This is a genomic window from Clostridium sp. ZS2-4 (assembly GCF_026719745.1).
GTDB lineage: Bacteria > Bacillota > Clostridia > Clostridiales > Clostridiaceae > Clostridium_H.
The window spans coordinates 114216-136467 of sequence record NZ_JAPPRQ010000015.1 but is presented as its reverse complement, the minus strand read 5'-3'; the positions used below and the strand labels follow the sequence as shown (position 1 = coordinate 136467).

Annotated in this window: 15 protein-coding genes; 7 read left to right on the top strand and 8 right to left on the bottom strand. The window is 28.9% G+C overall.

Annotated elements, in window-relative coordinates; all coding sequences use genetic code 11:
• Nucleotides 1–13: 13 nt before the first annotated feature.
• Complete coding sequence (locus tag OIO11_RS03215) at nt 14–1180, bottom strand: amidohydrolase (protein ID WP_268069918.1); 1167 nt, start codon at nt 1178–1180, stop codon at nt 14–16.
• A gap of 346 nt (nt 1181–1526) precedes the next feature.
• Between OIO11_RS03215 and OIO11_RS03210 the strand changes: the two genes are divergently transcribed.
• Nucleotides 1527–2771, top strand: coding sequence for an ammonium transporter (locus OIO11_RS03210; RefSeq protein ID WP_268069917.1), 1245 nt, complete (start codon nt 1527–1529; stop codon nt 2769–2771).
• A gap of 204 nt (nt 2772–2975) precedes the next feature.
• On the top strand, nt 2976–3338 hold the full coding sequence (locus OIO11_RS03205; RefSeq protein WP_326497911.1) for a P-II family nitrogen regulator: 363 nt from the start codon (nt 2976–2978) through the stop codon (nt 3336–3338).
• Nucleotides 3339–3690: 352 nt separating this feature from the next.
• Here the strand turns inward: OIO11_RS03205 and OIO11_RS03200 are convergent, their stop codons facing one another.
• From OIO11_RS03200 to OIO11_RS03190, 3 genes are all read right to left on the bottom strand, one after another.
• Nucleotides 3691–5622: an FUSC family protein gene (locus OIO11_RS03200; protein WP_268069916.1), complete on the bottom strand. Its 1932-nt coding sequence runs from the start codon at nt 5620–5622 to the stop codon at nt 3691–3693.
• Between the two features lie 38 nt (nt 5623–5660).
• Nucleotides 5661–6566, bottom strand: coding sequence for an MBL fold metallo-hydrolase (locus OIO11_RS03195; protein ID WP_268069915.1), 906 nt, complete (start codon nt 6564–6566; stop codon nt 5661–5663).
• 272 nt (nt 6567–6838) lie between these two features.
• On the bottom strand, nt 6839–8302 hold the full coding sequence (locus OIO11_RS03190) for a SulP family inorganic anion transporter (protein WP_268069914.1): 1464 nt from the start codon (nt 8300–8302) through the stop codon (nt 6839–6841).
• A 405-nt stretch (nt 8303–8707) separates the two neighbouring features.
• Here OIO11_RS03190 and OIO11_RS03185 point away from each other — a divergent pair, with 405 nt between their 5' ends.
• Both OIO11_RS03185 and OIO11_RS03180 read left to right on the top strand, forming a co-directional pair.
• On the top strand, nt 8708–9304 hold the full coding sequence (locus OIO11_RS03185; RefSeq protein ID WP_268069913.1) for a TlpA family protein disulfide reductase: 597 nt from the start codon (nt 8708–8710) through the stop codon (nt 9302–9304).
• A 203-nt stretch (nt 9305–9507) separates the two neighbouring features.
• Nucleotides 9508–11106 (top strand): sensor domain-containing diguanylate cyclase, encoded by a 1599-nt coding sequence (locus tag OIO11_RS03180; RefSeq protein ID WP_268069912.1) that lies wholly within the window; start codon nt 9508–9510, stop codon nt 11104–11106.
• A 52-nt stretch (nt 11107–11158) separates the two neighbouring features.
• On the opposite strand, the gene OIO11_RS03175 is transcribed toward OIO11_RS03180, so the two are convergent.
• Together OIO11_RS03175 and OIO11_RS03170 are read right to left on the bottom strand one after the other, a co-directional pair.
• Nucleotides 11159–12250: a fascin domain-containing protein gene (locus OIO11_RS03175; protein ID WP_268069911.1), complete on the bottom strand. Its 1092-nt coding sequence runs from the start codon at nt 12248–12250 to the stop codon at nt 11159–11161.
• Nucleotides 12251–12701: 451 nt separating this feature from the next.
• Nucleotides 12702–14816, bottom strand: coding sequence for a methyl-accepting chemotaxis protein (locus OIO11_RS03170; protein WP_268069910.1), 2115 nt, complete (start codon nt 14814–14816; stop codon nt 12702–12704).
• Between the two features lie 548 nt (nt 14817–15364).
• Between OIO11_RS03170 and OIO11_RS03165 the strand changes: the two genes are divergently transcribed.
• On the top strand, nt 15365–16909 hold the full coding sequence (locus OIO11_RS03165; RefSeq protein WP_268069909.1) for a thiol-activated cytolysin family protein: 1545 nt from the start codon (nt 15365–15367) through the stop codon (nt 16907–16909).
• 174 nt (nt 16910–17083) lie between these two features.
• Here OIO11_RS03165 and OIO11_RS03160 read toward each other — a convergent pair whose 3' ends face one another.
• Complete coding sequence (locus OIO11_RS03160) at nt 17084–19003, bottom strand: OPT family oligopeptide transporter (RefSeq protein WP_268069908.1); 1920 nt, start codon at nt 19001–19003, stop codon at nt 17084–17086.
• Nucleotides 19004–19339: 336 nt separating this feature from the next.
• On the opposite strand from OIO11_RS03160, the gene OIO11_RS03155 reads away from it, so the two are divergent.
• Nucleotides 19340–19618 (top strand): CD3324 family protein, encoded by a 279-nt coding sequence (locus OIO11_RS03155; protein ID WP_268069907.1) that lies wholly within the window; start codon nt 19340–19342, stop codon nt 19616–19618.
• A gap of 279 nt (nt 19619–19897) precedes the next feature.
• On the top strand, nt 19898–20578 hold the full coding sequence (locus OIO11_RS03150; RefSeq protein WP_268069906.1) for a FusB/FusC family EF-G-binding protein: 681 nt from the start codon (nt 19898–19900) through the stop codon (nt 20576–20578).
• A gap of 61 nt (nt 20579–20639) precedes the next feature.
• Here OIO11_RS03150 and OIO11_RS03145 read toward each other — a convergent pair whose 3' ends face one another.
• Nucleotides 20640–22022 (bottom strand): methyl-accepting chemotaxis protein, encoded by a 1383-nt coding sequence (locus tag OIO11_RS03145; RefSeq protein ID WP_268069905.1) that lies wholly within the window; start codon nt 22020–22022, stop codon nt 20640–20642.
• Nucleotides 22023–22252: the final 230 nt, after the last annotated feature.

The following is a 22252-nucleotide window of genomic DNA, read 5'->3' as shown; positions in this document are numbered from 1 at the left end:
AACTTCTCTAATTTTATACTTCTGGCTTTTTCACTATTTTCCCATTTATCATCACCATTTCAACCTTACTTCTTAAGTCAAATGGATGACCAGTAAAAGCAACTATATCTGCATCTTTTCCCTTTTCCAAACTTCCTACTCTGCCATCTATTCCAAGAATTTCAGCAGGATTAATAGTTATAGCTCTAAGTGCTTCTTCCTCCCCTAATCCTTCTCTTGCTGCAATAGCTGCACAAACTGGCAGGTATTGCAGAGGAATTACAGGATGGTCTGTCATTATAGCAACTTTAATTCCTTTATCTTTAAGTATTCCAGATGTTTCAAAAGTAAGATTTCTAAGCTCTACCTTTGATCTGTTAGATAATGTTGGCCCTATAATAATTCCCTTTTGATAACCCTCTTTTAGATAATCACCTATAAGATGTCCTTCTGTACAGTGATCAAGAGTAATATCAACATCAAATTCCTTAGCAATTCTAAGAGCTGTTAAAATATCGTCAGCTCTGTGTGCATGTGCTTTTAAAGGAATTTCCTTCCTTATAACCTTTGAAAGAGCCTCCATTTTCATATCAAATTCTGGGGCCTTGTCTCCCCCATTATTCGCCTTTTCCTGTTTTTCAACATATCTTTGTGCTTTAATCAGACTTTCCCTTAATATGGCTGCTGTTGCCATTCTTGTACTTGGACTTTTCTTTAAATTGTTATAGCATCTCTTAGGATTCTCTCCAAAAGCACACTTCATAGCGGCACACTGCTCTAATATCATATCGTCAATTCTATCACCATACGTTTTGATAACTGCAAATTGTCCTCCTATAACATTAGCGCTGCCTGGTCCTGTTGCTACAGTTGTTATTCCTCCTTCTAAGGCATCTTTAAAACATACATCCATAGGATTTATAGCATCTATGGCTCTTAAATGAGGTGTAACTGGATCAACAATCTCATTTCCATCAGCACCTTCAAATCCCATTCCATCTTCCCACATACCAAGATGACAGTGTGCATCTATCATTCCCGGCATAAGGAACTTCCCTTTCATATCAATAACTTCAACATTTTCAGAAATATCTATATTAACTCCAATATCCTTTATTTTTCCATCTTCAATTAATATCATTCCATTTTCGTAATTTTCCACGGCCATGGTATATATATTAGCATTTTTAATTAAAATCATATTTCTTCCCCCTATTCCTAAATCTATAGCATGGATTAAAATTCACTTTATTATACCATAATCCAGTTTGTTCTATAGCTTTTTCCATAAACCTAACTCCTACCACAAATTCAATTATTTTTGCATTTATCATAGATAAATTTAATCTAATGAATTTTTAAACTTACACAAAACGCAAGTGTTTTATTGTTAATTTTAAATTTTTTGTCGAATTTTATTGACAAACTGTTAATAAATCAGTAGTATTATATACATTGTAAACATTAAAGATTTTATTTTAATGATAAATTGTTAACCATCAATTAAAATGAAACGGTGAATTTTTTATATGGGGGAGGAATAATAAATGAATGGACTAAACGGTGCAGATATGTCATTCGTAGTTTTTTCTGCAGCATTAGTAATGTTAATGGTGCCTGGCTTGGCATTATTCTATGGTGGAATGGTAAAGAGTAAAAATGTGTTAAGTACCACTATGCACAGTTATGCTGCAATGATAATTGTTTCTATTCAATGGATATTTATAGGGTATACTTTAGCTTTTGGACCAGATGTAAAAGGCTTTATTGGGGGATTAGACTGGTCTTTCTTGCAAAATGTCGGAATGCAAGCTAATACAGCTTATTCAAGTACAATTCCACATTTATTATTTGTTATTTTTCAAATGATGTTTGCTATTATAACTGCTGCTGTTATATCAGGGTCTTTTGCAGAACGTATGAGATTTCCAGCATTCTTAATTTTTATTCTTTTATGGAGCACATTGGTATATGATCCTATTGCTCATTGGGTATGGGGCGGTGCTGGAAACAATATAGGCTGGTTAAAGAAATTAGGAGTTTTAGATTTTGCTGGTGGAAATGTAGTAGAAATTAACTCAGGAATTTCTGGACTGGTAGCCGCATTAATGTTAGGAAAAAGAAAGAAAACAACTCCATCACCTCATCATATTCCTATGGCAATTTTAGGAGGAGGAATACTTTGGTTCGGCTGGTTTGGTTTCAATGCAGGAAGTGCACTAGCAATGAATGGAGTTGCAATCAATGCTTTTTTAACTACTAATACTTCTGCTGCAGCAGGAGCTATTTCATGGGCTGCTTGTGAATGGATAATTCATAAAAAACCAACAGCATTAGGAACAATAAGTGGAGCAATAGCAGGACTTGTTGCTATTACACAAGGTGCAGGATATGTAAGTCCTATGTCTGCTATAATTATTGGTCTTGTAGCGGGAATCGTGAGCTTCTTTGCCATAGTTGTTATGAAATCAAAGCTTGGCTATGATGATGCTTTAGATGCCTTTGGATGTCATGGAATTTCAGGTATTTGGGGTTCTATTGCTACTGCAATATTTGCTAGTAAAGCAATAAATCCTGCTGGTGAAAATGGAGTTTTATATGGTAATTGGGGATTACTGAAGGTTCATTTAATATCAGCTGTATCTTGTGCACTTTATGCAGCCGTAGTAACATTCTTAATATTAAAGTTCATTAGCTTATTTACAAAATTAAGAACAGATGAACAAGAAGAAAGTATAGGATTAGATATTGCATTACATGGGGAAGAAGCTTATACTAATCTAAATCTATAATTTTTAAACTGTAACGGGGCTTGTCTCAAAACAAATTTCATGCAAAATATATTAAAGTTTTAATGTAAAAATCACTCAATATATTTTGCTATTCTTTTATTTTGAAACAGTTCCTTCTGCTTTAGATATTATTATATATGGATTTTGTGTTTATTATATGCTATTATATGCATAATATATTCAAATACAAAAGGGGGCATATATATGAATGAAAAAATAACTAAAATTGATATTATTACCCGTCCAAATAAGTTTGAAGAGTTAAAAGACGCACTAAAAGATATAGGAATTACAGGTATGACTGTTTCTAAGGTTTTAGGCTGCGGAACTCAAAAGGGATATACAGAATATTATCGCGGCGTACCTGTTGATATTAACTTGCTGCCTAAAGTAAAAGTAGAAATTGTAGTTTGTGAAGTTCCTATAGATTTAGTTATAGAAACTACAAAAAAGGTACTTAAAACTGGTGAAATTGGCGATGGAAAAATATTTATATATGATATATCCAATGTTATACGTGTAAGAACTGGAGAAGAAGGCAGAGATGCCTTACAAGATAGAGAATAGTAAAAACTGCTGAAAAAACCACTTTTTTCAGCAGTTTTTCACTTATACCTTAATATTACTGTGACTTATTAATTTCCAAATTACTCTTTGTATATTTGAGAAATCCATACTATAGTATTTTTCCTTTCTACAAGCTGTTTTTGTATATTTTTACCATTTAATCCACAGATTGTTAATAACTTGTGGATAAGTTTCCAACTTTGACCTAAAAATGTCGTCTATACTAAGCACACCAATAAAAAAACTTCTCAAGAACTTTAAATCTAAAAATTCTTAAGAAGTTTATCACTACTCAATCTTACTAATTGATTTTTGCTTCTTTTAACTTATAACCATGTGTAATCTATCATTTTTAATTATTTAAATTAGCAATAACTTTTTCACCCAATGAATTTATGTTTTTAACTTCTAAGTAAACTTTATACATATTTATTACTATTAATGTTTCTGTATCACTACTTGATGAATTAAAAATCTCTCTTGCTTTTTCCTCAAAATCACACTCATTAATGCTTGTCTTGAATTTCTTTGCTAGTGATTTTACCAAAACAGCATTATTATCCAGGTACTTACTTGTTTTGAATAAAAAGCTTACATCAGTAATAAAGTCATTTTGTTCACTTAACAGACTTTCAATATCATCATATTTTAATTCTTTATTATTATAATTTAGTCTTCTCCAAAAATAATTACTAGTAAGCAGCATAAGCTCTAACTTATGCTTATCTATATTATCGGCCTCTAATTCATCTAAAATTCTTTTATTTAAATCCAAATATTCTATTATGGTATTTTTAATATCATCTTTTAACTTATAAGGGAAGAAAGTAGTCATTATTATCGCTGCAACAATTGCACCTGTTAAAGTAAACAGTACTCTATATCCAGATAACATAAAAACTGCATTGCCAGGATTCATTATTGTAACACCTAATATAGCATTGAATGTTATAAATATACATCTTATATTATAACTAACTATAAACGCTGAAAAGTATGCAGATATAAGCAGTACAATTATCATCAAAACTACATTGCCATTTATGAACAAGTTTATTATATTAAATAAAACAGCTCCTATAATGGTGCCTATTACCCTATCCCTAGCTTTTTTCTTACCATGTTCAGCATATGGTAATAATACTATTGCTATTGTATATATAGCCCATTGGCCTTGGTATATATTGAAATAATTTACTACAAAAGCAGATAAAGAAATTAATATGGATGCTTTTATTGCTAAATTAAATCTTAATGAAGTCATTTTAAAATTATTTTTAAACCCATACATATTATCTTTAATCAATTCTAATAATTTAATTCTTTGATTTACATAAATAGATTTAATATCTTCCATGTCTTCTATACATTCATAGATTTCCTCTATTGAAGTTTTTAAAGTATAGTATTTGTACTTATATAAATCATCTTCTGTTTTATCTATTTCCATGTTGTTATAATACTTTTTCAAGTTATCTTTTAACTTCTCTAAACTATCTTCACCTGATATATATAAATTTATATCTTCAAGCATTTTTTTTATATTTTCCAGTATAACTATGTTACTTTCTTTTCTTTTTACAAGAGGAAGATTTGTATTGATTTTTTTTAATAAAACTATTATTACATCTTTTATGTAAATACTATCTAAGTCATTTTTGGAAATCTCCATTCTTTCATATATTTTCAGTTCTATGTTTTTCAACGTAATATTTATGAGTTTATTTTTATCATTTATTGCTTCATCATCGAAAATTGAATCTATCTCTTCTTTCATTAAATTTATAACATTTATAATTTGTTTATTTATAGTCTCATTAAAATTATACTTAGATAAAATATAATATAACGACATTATTACTATTCCCGAGAATGCAAGAGCAACTAACCTTTTAGGCATACCACTTAAGGGAACTGGAGCATATGTTAAAAATAAATAGGTTAGCATAAATCCAATGCTTTTTGATGGTTTTGCATCGTAACTAGATAAATAGTAAACAATAAAGCTTGTAAAAAATGTAGAAATTAATGCAAAAAAAGAGTTTAGACCTGCAATATATGCAAAAACTCCTATAAGGACATTGATTACAGCAAGTACTATAGTAGTAGTTGTTGTGTTAGCAGTATAATCTTCTCCAAACATAGTTGCCGCTACAAGAACTGCCCCTATTCCAACCATCAGATTCTCTGGACCAAATATATAAAATATGAAAATAGCTGCTAGTGCTATTAAAAACATTCTTATTCTCATTAAAATTACTTTGTTTTTCATACTAATTTTCATCTTAAGTCACACCCTTATGATTATTTTCATTACTTAAATCAATAAGCTTCCATTTTTACGTATTTTAACATTCTTTCTTCTATAATTGAATCAATCATTCCAATTTCCTTTAAATACTCAACATAAAATCTTACTATAGTTTCTATTAAAGCATATTTATGCGCACTTCCTATTCTAATATTAAATTTCTCAATAACATTTTTTATAATATCTTCCATTGTCATAGGACTATTTATAAAATTACATATTTGTAAGGCTCTATCCTTATAGAAATCTATATTATCAGTTATAAGCTTTGTAATGTCATCATATATGGCTTTATGCGCCACTATATATCTGCTGCATTTAAAATCATAAAGCTTTTTTTTACTTTCCAAATCCTTTTTAAGTATAAAACTGTACGGAATTTTTGCATTCTCCATAACTTCATAACTTATAAGAGCGTCTGCAACATATCCAACATCATCAGGCGTAACAATACATATATGTGCAGGACTATGTCCTGGTGTATGAAAAATTTTAAATTTAATACCAGATACATATACACTTTCTTGATTGTCTGAAATCTTAATGTCTGTTTCACAAACCATATGTCCAAAATAATCTGTTACATCAGATAAGGTCTGACTACTACTACAATAAGCCTTAAGATTAACATTAGAACTACAAACTAAAGCTTCATAAGCTGACATAGCAATAATACAATTATATTTCTCCTTCAAGTGATTAATATTTCCTATATGATCTACATGAGCATGACTGCATATTATACCAACTACTTTAAGGTTGTTTTCTTCCAGAAGTGCCTCTATTCCTTCTTTCTCTTCTTGTGCCCATCCTGAATCTAACATAATTATTTCTTGATCATTAATTTTATAAAAAGGTACGTATGTCATTCCAGTATCAATGCAAAACGTACTTCCTTTAACTTTTTGTATATACATATAATCCTCCACTTCATTAGTTCATAATTAACTTTAGTAACATCTCATCAGGTCATCTGACCTATTAGTATTATATCATAATTGATTTGTTTAATTATATAACAAAAACCTTCTTAAGAACTTTTATTCCAAAATTCTTAAGAAGGTTTTTGTTAAATTGGTAAATTCCTAACTTCCTAAGAACTTAAATTCCTAAATTCTTAATAAGTTTTATACATCTCAGGTTCCTTGTATTTTTCCTTACAATATGACCCTTAGTGATATATTTTTAATTAGTGGCTAGCAACCGCTTCTAATCCACCTTCTTTATTATGTATAGCTATTTTATCAACTAATGCTACACATTGTTCACTCATGCCAATTAAATTAGTTTTTACTCCATTTTTATGGAATTTAATTACTACCTTGTCTATTGCATCAACTGCAGATTCATCCCAAATTCTTACCTTTGAAAAATCTATATCTACTGAATCAATATTTTCTGTATAATCGAAACTATTAATAAATTTTAATGTAGATGCAAAAAATAACTGCCCCTTAACTACATACACTACTCTACTATCTTGCTTTATTTTTTCAACATTAATCTCTGATATCTTAGCCGCAAAGAATAACGCACTTAAAACAACTCCTACTATAACTCCATAAGCTAAATTATGAGTTAGCAATACTACTATAACCGTTGAAATCATTACAATTGTATCCGCTATTGGTACTTTTCTTATTCTCTTAATAGATCCCCAATTAAATGTACTAAAAGCTACAACTACCATAACTGCACCTAGTGCAACTACTGGAATTTGAGAAACAAATTTATTAAGTACAATTACAGAAGTTAACATTGATACTCCTGCAACAAGTGTTGAAAGTCGTCCTCTTCCACCATAGCTTTGGTTGATAACAGTTTGTCCAATCATACCACACCCAGCAATTCCTCCGAAGAAGCCTGCCACTACATTACCTAGTCCTTGACCTACACATTCTCTATTCTTATTACTTGGAGTACCTGTTAAATCATCAACTAACTGTGCTGTTAATAATGATTCTACTAGTCCTACTATTGAAAGAGACACTGCATAAGGTAATATTATTCTTAATGTTTCCATATTAAATGGTACATTTGGTATTAAGAATTTAGGTAAATCTGTTGTTATTCTACCCATATCTCCTAAAGTAGCTACATCAATTTTAAATATGAATACAATTATTGAAACCACTATAATCGATACTATTGGAGATGGTATTGTTTTTGTTAATTTAGGTAATAGATATATTATAGCAATTCCTATTCCCCCTAAAATCAATAAAACATAAGCCCCTTTAAAATGCGGTAATTGTGATGTAAACATCATTATTCCTAATGCATTAACAAAACCTATCATAACTGGTTTTGGTATAAACTTTAGTAATTTACCTATCTTTAAATAACCTAATATAACTTGTATAATTCCTGTAAGTATTGTTGCTGCAAGCATATATTGTATTCCATGATCTCTTACTAAGCTTGCTAAAACTAATGCCATAGCTCCTGCCGCAGCTGAAATCATTCCTGTTCTTCCCCCAAAAATAGAAATAATTACAGAAATACAGAATGAAGAATATACCCCAACCATAGGATCAACACCAGCTACTATAGAAAATCCTATAGCTTCCGGTATTAAAGCCATACATACTACTATACCAGCTAATAAATCTCCTTTTGCATTTCCTAACCACTCTTGTTTCAATTGTTTCATTTATTCACTTCCTTCTTTTGTTTTTTATATTTATTTTAATCTAAAAAATCAATATCTTTTACAAATAAAAAACTTTGAGCACTTTTTACTCAAAGCAATACTTTGATATGCTACCATATATATATTATTAAGTCAAACTATAATATTCATCAATACGTCTAATAACTTACCTATAGTATCTTTTCATTTATAAGGATTATATAAAGACACCTAAGGTGCATTCCTATTTTTTTACTTTACAAATTGTTACTATCTCTTGGTTCTTCTCCCTTAGTTAAAAAGCTTGTCACTAAGATGACTATTTGAAATTCAATCTTTTTGTGTTTTGGAATATATTTTTATTGACAAACAATAATTTTTTATTTATTATTTAATCATAAATTATAAAAAAGTGAGGTTTATACAATGAAAAAGAAATTTAGTATAAAAAAAATATTGTTAGCAATTTTAGCAGTTGTTGTATCGTTATTTGCACTAATAATTATCATAGGCCCATCTGAACCAGGAGTAATTACAAAAGAAAAACTAGCAGAATACAACAATAAATTTAGCACTATAAACATCTCTGGTTTTGAAGCCAAAAATCTAAATGGTGAAAAAATAACCTCAGATATTCTTAAAAACAATAAAATTACTATGGTAAATATTTTTACAACTTGGTGTAATCCTTGTATAGAAGAAATGCCAGATATAGCAAAACTTCACACTAATCTGCCTGAGAACTCAAACATCATAGGAATTTGTGTTGATGCTGGTGATGATGATGATACTTTAAAGCTTGCACAAAAAATTATGAAAAAATCAAATGCTAACTTTAATGTTTTAATTCCTGATGAAGTATTGAAGAAAAGATTATTGAATTTAGTTAATATGTATCCTACTACAATATACATAGATAGCAATGGCAATATCGTAGGAGATATTCATTCTAGCAGACATACTGAAGAAGACTATAGAAAAGGGATAATACAAAGACTTCAAATAGTACAAAACAAAAAATAATATAATATAGAAGCTTGTAAAGTTACTTGCCACCCCAAATCGACAAATACCTGTCATCCTTGCCACTATTTTATGATATTATATATATGGATGAATTTTAAGTTTTAGAATTTTATAACTCACCTTTAGTTTTGCATAGAAAATTAAAATTAAATTTCTAAAATTTACACATAGATAACTTTGAATTGGTGGGATGAGTTAAAATGAACATAAGCGAATTAATAAAAGAAAGAAAAACCATATTATTGTACACTTTGATTATATATATAACATCAACCCTTGCATATTTAACAATATCAATTTTATTGCAACTTAATACAAATAAAGTGAAGATAACAGAAATAGCAAAAAATGAAGAACGCTTGGTAAGTATAGAAACAAATATACTTTCAAATAAGATAGATGGCTTAATTTCAGATGTTTTATATATCTCTGATAATTTAAATTTTAATAACTTTAATGCTAATAACTTTAAAGATATTGAAGTTGAATGGAAAGCATTTTCTGATAGAAAAAAGATTTATGATCAAATACGCTATATAGACCTTGAAGGAAATGAAAAAGTAAGGATAAACTATTCAGAAAATGGTTCAATTGCTGTTAATAAAGGAAATCTCCAAAATAAGAAAGACAGATATTATTTTAAAGATACTATTGGCTTGAAAAAAAATCAGGTTTATATTTCAAAACTAGACTTAAATATAGAAAATGGTAAAATAGAGGAACCAATCAAGCCCATGCTTCGATTATCCACACCCGTTTTTGGACAAGATGGCGCTTTGAAAGGAATTGTTATTCTAAATTATTATGCAAAAAATTGGTTGCAAGATTTTCAAAATCTAGCATCAACAAGCCTAGGAAATGTATTTTTATTAGATTCTAATGGATATTGGATTTTTAACGATAAAAATAAGACCAAAGAATGGTCATTTATGTATGAAAACAAAAAAAATATAAGTTTTAAAAATGAATTTTCTAAAGAGTGGGATAGTATAAACACCAATGAACAAGGTACTATAATTACATCAAATGGTTATTATACATATGCCAATATAATTCCACATAGTAATGTAATAAGTAAAGTTAGTAATTCAATAGTGTTAGGTGAAGGTAATTGGATCGTAGTTTCATTTATACCTAAGGATAGTAAAATTGGTGAACTATTTTTTATAGATTTATGCCAAAATATTTTGTATGTGTTAAAAAGTAAAAATCCTATTTTTCTATTGTTCTTTATGATATCTCTAAGTTTTGGCATATTGATGACAATAAATAAGATATCAAGGAAAAGAATAAAATATTTTTCTGAGTATGATGCAATGACAGGAGTTTATAATAGGCGTGCAGGATTCGAACTACTAAATAAAATATACCGAAATTCCATAAAATACGGTGAAAAAATATCTGTTTGTTTTGTTGATATAAATGGACTAAAAGAAGTTAATGATAATTTGGGGCATGAAGCTGGTGATGAGCTTATTTTAAGTGTAGTTAGTGGAATAAAAAAATGTCTAAGACAATCAGACTTTATAACAAGACTTGGCGGAGATGAATTTCTAATAATTTTTATTAATGCAGATCAACATCAATCAGAAAATATTTGGAACGAAATTATTAATGAATATAAAAAAATAAATAAAACAGAAAACAGAAAATATATAGTCAGTGTAAGCCATGGGATAGAGGAATTTAAATTCAATTCTAATGAATATATCGATAACATTATAAATTCAGCTGATGAGAAAATGTACAACGAAAAAAGACTTATAAAAAAAGATTTAAGAATTATAAAAAAAATATAATAAAACTTCTTAAGAACTTAAATTTCTAAATTCTTAAGAAGTTTTTTAAATTCTAATTCATTCCTGGATAAAATTGACTTAGCCAATCATTAAAAAGAAATTCAGTATCACTTTCAAATGTTTCCCATTGGCCTATTCTAGTTTTATTTGCTATCAACGTTCTTCCTCTACCTGATTCAGCAGAAAGATATTTGCCATCCTTATTCTTTAAAGCAAATTTTCCATTTCCTAAATTAACCAATGTCCATAATTCTCTCATTCCTAAATTAGAATTACATATAGCTTTTCCAGTTGAATCATAGGATAAATATGCATTTGTCATTGGAAAATAAACACACACTTTATCTGAATTTCTCTCAACAGCACGAAGCTCTATCAAATTTGATACATGCTCGTTTGTTGCTGTAGCATTAATGTCTCCACTGGGATAATTTGCTCTTACAAACTGTCTACCATTTACTTTCATTGAAGTTTGAACAAAAGATTCATCTGTTATTACTGGAGTTACACGGAAAGTTTCAAATTTACTCAAATGTTCCTTACACTCTGATTGTTTAAAGCGTCTAGTTCCAGAATCTGTAACTGCATCAATTAAACCATCAATAATTCCAACACTTGGTGCATCATGTCTCGTATATACCCAAACTACCTCCATTTGTTTTAAAGGATTATTAGCACCAATAATCCACTCTTCATCAGTAATCATATTAAAATATCCATTTTCTTTTGTATAACCAGATGCTAAAGTTTTAGCATTTATTTTAAATGGTTTTTTATCATTATAATTTCCTAACTTTACATATTGACCACCATTAGAATAAAAATACTTTCCATCCATTTCGATATATAGTCTATCATCGCTATGAATTTCTGTTTCATAATTTGGATAATCTATTAAATGAAATTTAATTGGTATTCCTTTATTTACACCATTTGATTTAATGAACTTACCACTACTTACAAATGCATTTTGTTCATTTGCAGCATAAGCCAAATAATACATAGTATTAGTTTTCAAAGGTCTCCCTAATGAATCATACATCAAGTTTGGATCTGTTGCTGCTTTAACACTAGTGAAACAAAACATATTAGCCATAAGACTAAATAAAAATACAACAATTGATATAATAGATACTTTTTTCATACCTTCCACCCCTTTAAATAATTTGATACTTTCAAAAATTTTAATATAATCTCTGCCCCCTTTTTGAAATTTTTCAACCAAACAACATCACATCACAAATAATTCAGATAATTCTTTCGAATAGTGACTTATTTAAATTAAATAAGTTAACTTTATTGTAATGTGATGTATTATTTGAATATTTAATAAATTTATACCATATTTTTCACAATTTTTCAACATATTTTTCCTTATTTTTATACATATTGTTCCTCTTTTTTCGACATTTTCCCCATTTTTAATTAATATACCATTATGAAATATACTCCCAATAATAAAAAACTTCTTAAGAACTTTAAGTCTAAAAATTCTTAAAAAGTTTTTTTCTATTTTTAATAAAGGATATTTTATATATAGAACTCCATAGTAAAACTTGAATGAACTCATACAAATATTAAGCCACTAGTTATTTTTAGCTTACTTTAAATTTCTCAATCTCTTTTTTAAGAGTTTCAATTAAAATCTTTGTGCTTTCAGTATACGTACATATTTCTTCTAGTCCTGCCAGTTGTTCTTCAGATGATGATGTTATTTGTTCTGTATTTGCTACTGCTTGTTGAGTTGTTGCTGACATATTACAAATAGAATCTAATATTTCATCTTTGTTATTTTTGACTTCCATTGTGTATTCCTTTAGCTTGTTAATTTTATCAACAAAATTTTCCAGCAATTTAGAAGTACTGTTAAATATTTCATTTGTGTTGATAATTGTTTTATTTTGTTCTTTTATTATTTCACTGAATTCATTCATCGTAAATGTTGCTTCATTAGATTTTCCTTGTATATTATCAAGTAAAACTTTTATATCATTTGTTGCTTTAGATGTTTCTTCTGATAATTTTCTTATTTCCTCCGCAACAACAGCAAAGCCTTTTCCTGCATTTCCAGCTCTAGCTGCTTCAATACTTGCATTTAAAGCTAATAAATTAGTTTGTGTAGCTATACTATTAATTAATCCTATAATCTCTCCTGCACTATTGGCATATTCATTAGTATCTTGTATCACACTTGCTATTTCTAAAGTTTTTTCATTACTTTCTTGGGTTCTAACATCTAGTAATTTCATAATTTCTATTCCATCTTTAGTTAATTGGCTTGTGTCAGAAGAAATATTAACCACATCAAAAACTAGCTCATTAGAATCATTAATTTTATCTCCCAAACTATTCGCTTTTTCTGATATACTTTCAATACTCTTAGATTCATCCACTATACTGCTTGAAATTTCATCTATATTTTTTGATACTTCGCACACAGTTTTATTTGATTGCTCAGCCATATGTGCTACCCCTTCAAAAGCTTCGTCTACTTCCTTAAAGGATGTATTTATCTTAATTAAAATATTTTTTATATTGCACTGCATCTTGCTAATAGATTCTCCTAAAACTTTAAACTCATCATTTCTTTTTATAATTTCTTCAGGTATTTCTTCCGTAAAATTACCTGTTGATAAACATTTTAAATGATCAGCAACTTTCATTAACGGCTTAGTTACTTTATTTAAAACAATATATATAAGTGTTAAAAGGAATACTAATAAAATTATCGTAATAATTACAGTATATTTTTTCACTGTGTTTGTTTCTTTTTTAATTTTAGATACTGGAGTATCTACAATAAGAGACCATGGTGTCTTAACATTTCCAACAAAAACAGGTGCATAAATTCTATATGCCTCTTCATTCAAATATTCAGAATACACAAATTCCTCTTTTTTTTCCCCTTGTTGAATTATGCTCATAATACGTTCTTTTTCTTTACTATTATCCTTAAACACTGGTTTTCCTAACAACTCCGTATTAGGATTTGTAATATAAGTCCCATTATAAGCAACTAACCTAACACTTATATCTGGATTATCTTTTGTAAGCTCCATAATATAGTTTTGAAATGATTCCAATGCTATGTCTGCTCCTATTAATCCACAAAATTTACCTTTATGCACTATAGGTGATAATACACTTGTAAATAAAATCTTTTTTCCAGCTACAGTATCAAAATAAGGATTAAACAGTATCGGTTGCTTGTCTCTTCTCATAATATCCATATGTTTCCCTGGTACAAAATCTGGTTCAATTGGTTCATCAATAATTTTTTCTGCATTTCTTACAAAAAAAGTTACATATCTTCCATCATTCATTTCACCTTTTTTTCTAGCAAATTTAGCATCATTTTCATCAATACCGTTATTATCAGCAGTTACATATATACTATTTACATCTTTATTTCCTTTTAAAGCAGCTATCTGTACATCATCTAATTGAGTTCTATCTACATTACCATAATCCATAATTCCATCTATTGCTGATGCTAATGTAGCTGTAGTTTGTAATGTACTTTCCATTCTTTGTTTAATAAACGTAACATATTTATAAGCTAAGTTTGATGCTTCCGCGTAAGCCTTATCTTCAGTTATTTTACTTATTTCATCACTTATAAAAACGCTTACACTAATAGAAAATATGAGTATTACAATGGATACTACCATCATTACTTTAAATGAAAAACTTTTAAACTTAATTTTCATTTTATCTTCCTCCTTCAAAATAAAAAGAAGTCAGCACAAAAAAACTCATTTTTTTTATACTGACTTCTTCAAAGCTTAATTTTTAAAATTTTCTTTGAAGTCTTATCAGACCGTTATATTTAATTTTCATCATAAATTAAACGGTTTCTCTAATAGCTTTTTATTTCTATCAAGAGCATTCTATCCGTCACACCTATATTATACCTTTAAATTACTATATTGTCAAATAATTATTATAATTGACATTTTTTATATAATTATAATATTTGGTGGTAAAACATATCGAATTATAAATATCTAATTTTTATCCTCGCTTAATCTTACAACTCATTTTAACTTCTTTTATTCTTCCATAAATTTCTTTCTAACAACAACATTACAATGGTATAAGTTTAAAACTCCTAGCGGCAAAACAACGTGCAATTTATGTAAATTCATAGTATAATATACTAAACATACCATTTAAGTATTTTATTTGATTTTATTTTAAAAATCATTAAATATCCTCCAATAGTTTATATTAAAATATAATAGAAGGAGTTGTTTTCATGAAAAATTTTAAAAATCTAAAAGTCTCAAAGTTACTCGTAAGTTTAGGTATCAGTTTATGTATGACTTCGCAAACACTCAGTGTTTTGGCGGCACCAACTACAATTGATACAACAAGTGAACCCCCTATTGAAAGTAGGAATATTAATAGTATTGATTATGGTATAGGTAATTTAAACTATAATCGACATGAAATCTTAGCAACAAATGGTGATATGATAGAAAACTTTGTTCCAAAGCAAGGTACAAACTCAGGAGATAAATTTATAGTTGTTGAACATGAAAAAAAATCACTTACTACGTCTCCTGTAGACATTTCTATTATTGATTCTATTACCGACCGCACATATCCAGGTGCATTACAACTGGCAAACGATGCTTTTGTTGAAAATCATCCTGATATATTGATGTGCAAAAGGAAACCTTTAAATATTAGTATTGATTTACCAGGAATGAGAAATGAAAATACCATTACAGTGGACAACCCCACATATAGTAATATATCAGGTGCAATAGATTCCTTAGTATCTGATTGGAACTCAAAATATTCATCAACACATACATTACCAACAAGAACGCAATATTCAGAGTCTATGGTTTATAGCAAATCTCAAATAGCAGCGGCACTTAATGTGAATGCTAAAATGCTAGATGGTTCACTAGGCATAGACTTTAATGCCATAAAAAATGGTGAGAAAAAAGTTATGATTGCAGCATATAAGCAAATTTTTTATACAGTAAGTGCTGAACTTCCAAATAACCCATCAGACCTCTTTGATGAAAGTGTTACTTTTGAAGAGTTATCTCGTAAAGGGATTAATGATGAAAACCCACCGCTTATGGTATCTAATGTATCATACGGTAGAACAATTTATGTAAAGTTAGAAACCAATTCTAATAGTGCAGATGTACAAGCTGCCTTTAAAGCTCTATTAAAAAATGCAGATGCAAGTGCTAGTGCTAAATACAAACATATTTTTGACGAAAGTTCATTTACAGCTGTTGTACTAGGAGGCGACTCAAAAGAACATAATAAAGTAATCACAAAAGATTTTGATGAAATTCGTAATATAATTAAAGAAAATTCAGAGTTTAGCAGTAAAAATCCTGGTTACCCTATTTCATATACAAGTGTTTTCTTAAAAGATAATTCAATTGCTTCTGTAAAAAACAGAACAGAATATATTGAAACAAAATCTACAGAATATTCTAAAGGCAAGATAGTAATTGATCATACTGGTGCTTATGTAGCTCAATTTGAAATATCATGGGATGAGTTTTCATATGATAAAAATGGAAAAGAAATACTAACACATAAAACATGGAATGGAAGTTGGAAAGATAAGACAGCTCACTACTCTACAACAATACCACTTCCACCTAATGCAAAAAATATAAGAATCTATGCAAAAGAATGTACAGGGCTTGCTTGGGAATGGTGGAGAGATGTTATAAATGAATATAATGTTCCTTTAGCAGGTGAAATAAAGGTATCTATTGGAGGAACTACTCTATATCCATCAGGTAGTATTACCTGTAAATAAACTCTCATTTAAATAGCTGTAGACTGTAGACACACTAGTCTACAGTCTTTTTATGTGCGCCTAGGCGGACATAAATAAAAACACCAGCTTATTATAGTCACAATATTTCCTTTATCTACTTTATATTCTAAATTGTTAGAGATTTTAAATATTATATTTAAAACCTCTTCGTTATTATTTAGCATGTTTTACCTTACTGTTCAGTATAGGTATTATAGTAGCTATTATTAAACCTAATAATATTATAAATGCCATTCCATTAGAAGCAGCAAATCCACTTGGTTGAATTCCTTTTATAACACCTGATACTTGAAGTATTATCCCTACAAGTCCCAATATAGAACCACCAGCAACAAGGCCAGAAGATAAGCTTATACCATTAGAAATTTTAGCTTCTTTTTCTTTTTCAGATTTAGAAGTTTTTTCTATAAATTCACGAACTAATGCACCTATTAATATTATAGAAGTTGTAGATATTGGTAAATAGAACCCTATAGCAATTGTCATTACCGGAAGATTTAATAAGAATAAAACAACTCCCATAACAGTCCCAACAATTATCATAACCCAAGGTAATTTACCTGACATTATACCAGCAGTTAATGTTGCGATTAAATTAGCTTGTGGTAATGCAAATGGAACATTATCACCAGTCATTGCAAGCTTATTAGAAAGTAATAATATAGTAGCAACAACTACTACAACACCCACTGTACCAGCTATTGTAAAATATTTTTGCATTTCACTTTTATTACCACCTATTATGAAAGTAACCTTTTGTGATTGAGCGTAACCGCCAGCTACAGATATAGCAGTAACTATAAATGTACCAAATAAAAGTAATGATTTGTTACTGTCAGGATTTTTCCATCCCATTACAACAAATAATAATGTTACTATAACTATAGAAGCTATAGTCATACCAGATACAGGAAGGTTTGAAGTTCCTATAGTACCAGTTAAGCGACCAGAAACTATAACAAATAATAGTGATAAAAATAATGACAAAATAGAAGCAGTTATTGCCATAACTATATTGCCCCCAGATGCCACGAAACCTGCTATAAAACCTATTACTATACCAGCAAATAATATCATATTTCCAGTAGATGAATCACCCACGTCATTTGAAGATTTAGCATTAAGAGTTTCTTTTATAGAAGATATTATAGTAGGTATAAGCTTTATAGCACCTATTAAACCACCAGAAAGCATCATACCAGCTCCGATATATTTTACATAACTACCAGCTATATGTTTAACTTGCATGGCATTTATAGCAACATTCGGATTATTCCATACAGTTGCACCATCTTTTCCAAGCGTAACAAAATAACCTATTAAAGGCGTAATAGCAAAGTTAGATAATATAGAACCAGCGAACATAGTTAAAGAAACATCTATACCAACTATAAATCCTATACCTAATAATAGAGGATTAACTTCAACTTCAAATTTCCACTTATAGAAAGATTCATTTACATAGCTTATAACATTATTAGCTACATTTAAAAACGAACTAGTTATAACTGTTATAATACCGCCTATTCCGAATCCAATTCCCATGTACTTCATTGAATCTCCAGCACCTTCTGAAGCAACAAGTGTTTCAGATATGGCCATTGACTCAGGGTAGATTAATTTACCATGTTCTTCAACAATTAAGTAATTATGAACAAGAGAGGCTATTCCTATACCAAATAAAACCCCACCTACACCAACAACAAGCCCTTCTACGAAAGTAATTTTAGAACCTACTAAAAGAATTGCTGGTAAAACAAATATTATACCACTAGCAACAGACTCTCCACCACTTGCCATACCTTGTACTAAGTTTTTACCAAGTATACCTTTTGACTTAGCAAATGCAGCTATAAATGCTGAACCTATTATAGATCCAGGTATACCAGCAGCAACCGTAAGTCCTGATTTCATACCTGAATAGGCAGTAGATGCTGCGAATAACACAGCTAAAATAATACCAATTATTAATACAGCAACGTTTCCACCAGATTTGGAACCACTGGAAATGTAAGGATCATAGTCTTTACCTGCTACGCCACCATATGCATCTTTAGATAACTTTTTATCCATAATATTTCCTCCCTTTTTTATGTCATAATTCTAATAATAACACAAAATTCAAAAAAACTACATTTTTTTTATTTTTTTAAAATGGAAGGAATAACAGGGGTGATTATATATGATATAATAAGAGTAATGTATTGGAGGTGTTTTTATGAAGGTCATTGATACATTCAGCTCCAAATCAGCTTGCTCCTTGCAAAGACTACAACAAAGTCAGCTATGCTTTGTTTGGAGCCTAAGCTGTTAAATTAGCTGAAATGCGTACATGTTTTAGGCTCTATAACACATAGCTTTTTAGTATTCTTTGCTTTAATACTATAATTAGAGTGGAGGAGTAAGGAAATGAAATATATAAAAGCACTAGATGTGTTACCAGAGGAAATTGTTAAAATAATACAAGAATATGTAGACGGTGATTATCTTTATGTACCCAGAAAAAATAAAAATCATAAAGCCTGGGGAGAAAAGAGTGGTATAAAAAACAGCCTTAAGGTAAGAAATAATGAGATTTATAAAAAATACATTGATGGTGCTACTATTAGTGAACTAACTCAAGAGTATTACCTGTCAGAAAAAAGTATAAGAAGAATAATACGTAAAGAAAAACTTCTATGCTCATAATCATTACAGAATTATTTATTAGATTGAATCCTTATTTTAAACCATGTTATGATTTCATTGTAGCAATCCAATGAGAGTTATCATTTCTAATTTAAGACAAGATTCAGAAGTAAAATGATTATGAATATATAGTATGTTTTAAATCAGGATGATTATTGTTACTTTCAGTTGGAGTAATAATAATCATCTTTTTGTTAGTGGCTAATTGTAAAATAAATCTGTAAGCAAGGTCATATAATATATAAAAACAACATATTTAGAAAAGAGGTGCTAGATTTTATGAATGCTTTTATAAAAAAACATGAGTATAATTATATAAAAAAACATGAGTATAATTATATAAAAAAATGTTTAAAGGATTTAAATAATACTTTCAGAAATTGTGTAGATATTAATATTATTGAAGCAACTAAAGCATATCTATACGAGAAAATATTACGTCTTTTTACAAATTTATCTGAGGAAGAAAAAGAACTTCTTGATATTAGTAAAATAAATGACCCCTTGCAAATTGATAATTATTTATCTGCATTAAATGAATATGTATATGGAATGCCAGAGATTACAAATGCACAAATTAGTAAATTGTTTAAAAAGGAAAAGAAACTTAAATTACCGACTCCAAATGCACAGGATTCAAAGAATGTATATTTAGGTTGGATTGATGAATCTATTAGAAAATTATTTGTAGTTTATAATATGAATGATAAACTCATAGGTATGGCATGTAGAATTCAAAATTATAATTCCAACAGTACTCATATATGTGCACTTTGCAATCATGTAGGTCAGCAAAATGAAGTAGCCTTTGTTTCACCTATCTGTAAAACAGGTAATACTAAGGACGGCTATAGATCAATAGGCTTTGATATATGCTTAGATAGCGCGAAGTGTAATGAGCGAATTGTATCTGTGGAAAAGCTTGAGAAAATTTTAAAGGATGTTAACAATATAAAGTAAAGAGAGTGTAAGTATATTTGCTTTTACACAAATCTACTTACACTCTCAATTAACTCTAATTTTACTTATTTTTCAAACCTCTTAAACCTTTTATGACTTGTTCTGAACACTTACCCATTTCTTCTAAAGCTCTTTCAGCTCTATCAATATTATTTTCACTATAGGCAACTGCAGCTTCTTTTGCTAATTCATGCAATTTTATATGGTCTTCTTCAAGAGCTATAAAATTTCTATCATTTTTATAATGTTTACTATCTTCACCATAATACCATCTACCTAAACGACACTCCTTATGAGTTCCAATCCTGTTAATATCAATTGTGTCATACCCTAAAATCATATTATATACACGCCACTTCCATATTAAATGATCTGCAATACAAATTTCTAATAATTCTTTATCTTCAAAACATAATCCATTGTCAATAATGCTTAACCTTAAATCATTCACAATTTTACTAACATCAAAAATAGCTCTTCCAGTCCTGTCACATTCATTTAGTAAATTATCTGTACGCCCACTTAAATTAGTAATTTCTCTTGTAATTTCTGATGTAGTAGCTGTTTGTTCTTCAACATTTGCAGAAATTTGCATTATGCTATCATTTACACTTCTTATTCTACCAATTATTATATCCATAGAATTAAGGGCATTATCTACCAACCCCTTACCTGAACCAAGTTTTGATGAAGTTTCATTTGCTCTTGCTACAGATTCTTCTATATCATTTTTAAGTTCATTAATATTTTGCTGTATATCATCAACTGATTCTTTTGTATGTTCAGCCAATTTTCTTACCTCATCTGCCACTACTGCAAAACCTTTTCCTGCATCACCTGCTCTGGCCGCTTCAATTGCTGCATTTAAAGCAAGTAGATTTGTTTGGTCAGCTATACCTTTAACAATATCTACTATTTCATTAATTTTATCAGCTTTTTCCATTAACTTTTGTATTTGATTATTTATTGAATCTATATCTTCAAAAGACTGATTAACGAAAGAAAATGCATTATTGATATTTTCTCCACCCTCTGCAGCTACTTCTTGAGTATGATTTGTTACATCTGATACATTTTGAACAAAATTAGCCACATCATCTATTGAAGTAGACATCTCTTCACTACTTACAGCAATATTATGAAAGGTATTTGTTTGATTTCTTACATCATTTATCATATCTTTAATAAATTCCATTTCAGTTATGAATTGTAACAAATCATTTATCTTCATTACAGATTTTCTCTTTTCTTCACATAATGAATCCAGCATCTTATTCCATAAATCTGCTATTTCTTTGCATTCAATATCTTCTTCATTAACATAAATAGCTTGTCCATTGATTACACTTGTTATTACCTCTATTAATTTTTCCTTACAAATATACTGTTTATCGGTTTGTTTTTTATCCTCATTTTTATTACCTTTAACTTTTTTCCATAACATAGCTGTTCCTCCTCATAAAGTTTAATTTAGTAAGCTTAATAATAAATTATTTACTTATATAAAATGAACACTATACCCAAAACCTTCAATACATTAGTAATACATTGAGAATTTCCCCTGAAATTTTTACATTCATCGTTTATTTCACTGTAATATTTACAATTCAATATTATATTTTAAAATTTTATTGTATAGTGTTTTTTCACTTATTAATTTGTTAATAATTTAAA

Excerpts from the sequence above, each read along its gene's own strand:
- OIO11_RS03215 (WP_268069918.1), bottom strand. The coding sequence starts at position 1,180 with ATGATTTTAATTAAAAATGCTAATATATATACCATGGCCGTGGAAAAT.
- OIO11_RS03210 (WP_268069917.1), top strand. The coding sequence starts at position 1,527 with ATGAATGGACTAAACGGTGCAGATATGTCATTCGTAGTTTTTTCTGCA.
- OIO11_RS03205 (WP_326497911.1), top strand. The coding sequence starts at position 2,976 with ATGAATGAAAAAATAACTAAAATTGATATTATTACCCGTCCAAATAAG.
- OIO11_RS03200 (WP_268069916.1), bottom strand. The coding sequence starts at position 5,622 with ATGAAAATTAGTATGAAAAACAAAGTAATTTTAATGAGAATAAGAATG.
- OIO11_RS03195 (WP_268069915.1), bottom strand. The coding sequence starts at position 6,566 with ATGTATATACAAAAAGTTAAAGGAAGTACGTTTTGCATTGATACTGGA.
- OIO11_RS03190 (WP_268069914.1), bottom strand. The coding sequence starts at position 8,302 with ATGAAACAATTGAAACAAGAGTGGTTAGGAAATGCAAAAGGAGATTTA.
- OIO11_RS03185 (WP_268069913.1), top strand. The coding sequence starts at position 8,708 with ATGAAAAAGAAATTTAGTATAAAAAAAATATTGTTAGCAATTTTAGCA.
- OIO11_RS03180 (WP_268069912.1), top strand. The coding sequence starts at position 9,508 with ATGAACATAAGCGAATTAATAAAAGAAAGAAAAACCATATTATTGTAC.
- OIO11_RS03175 (WP_268069911.1), bottom strand. The coding sequence starts at position 12,250 with ATGAAAAAAGTATCTATTATATCAATTGTTGTATTTTTATTTAGTCTT.
- OIO11_RS03170 (WP_268069910.1), bottom strand. The coding sequence starts at position 14,816 with ATGAAAATTAAGTTTAAAAGTTTTTCATTTAAAGTAATGATGGTAGTA.
- OIO11_RS03165 (WP_268069909.1), top strand. The coding sequence starts at position 15,365 with ATGAAAAATTTTAAAAATCTAAAAGTCTCAAAGTTACTCGTAAGTTTA.
- OIO11_RS03160 (WP_268069908.1), bottom strand. The coding sequence starts at position 19,003 with ATGGATAAAAAGTTATCTAAAGATGCATATGGTGGCGTAGCAGGTAAA.
- OIO11_RS03155 (WP_268069907.1), top strand. The coding sequence starts at position 19,340 with ATGAAATATATAAAAGCACTAGATGTGTTACCAGAGGAAATTGTTAAA.
- OIO11_RS03150 (WP_268069906.1), top strand. The coding sequence starts at position 19,898 with ATGAATGCTTTTATAAAAAAACATGAGTATAATTATATAAAAAAACAT.
- OIO11_RS03145 (WP_268069905.1), bottom strand. The coding sequence starts at position 22,022 with ATGTTATGGAAAAAAGTTAAAGGTAATAAAAATGAGGATAAAAAACAA.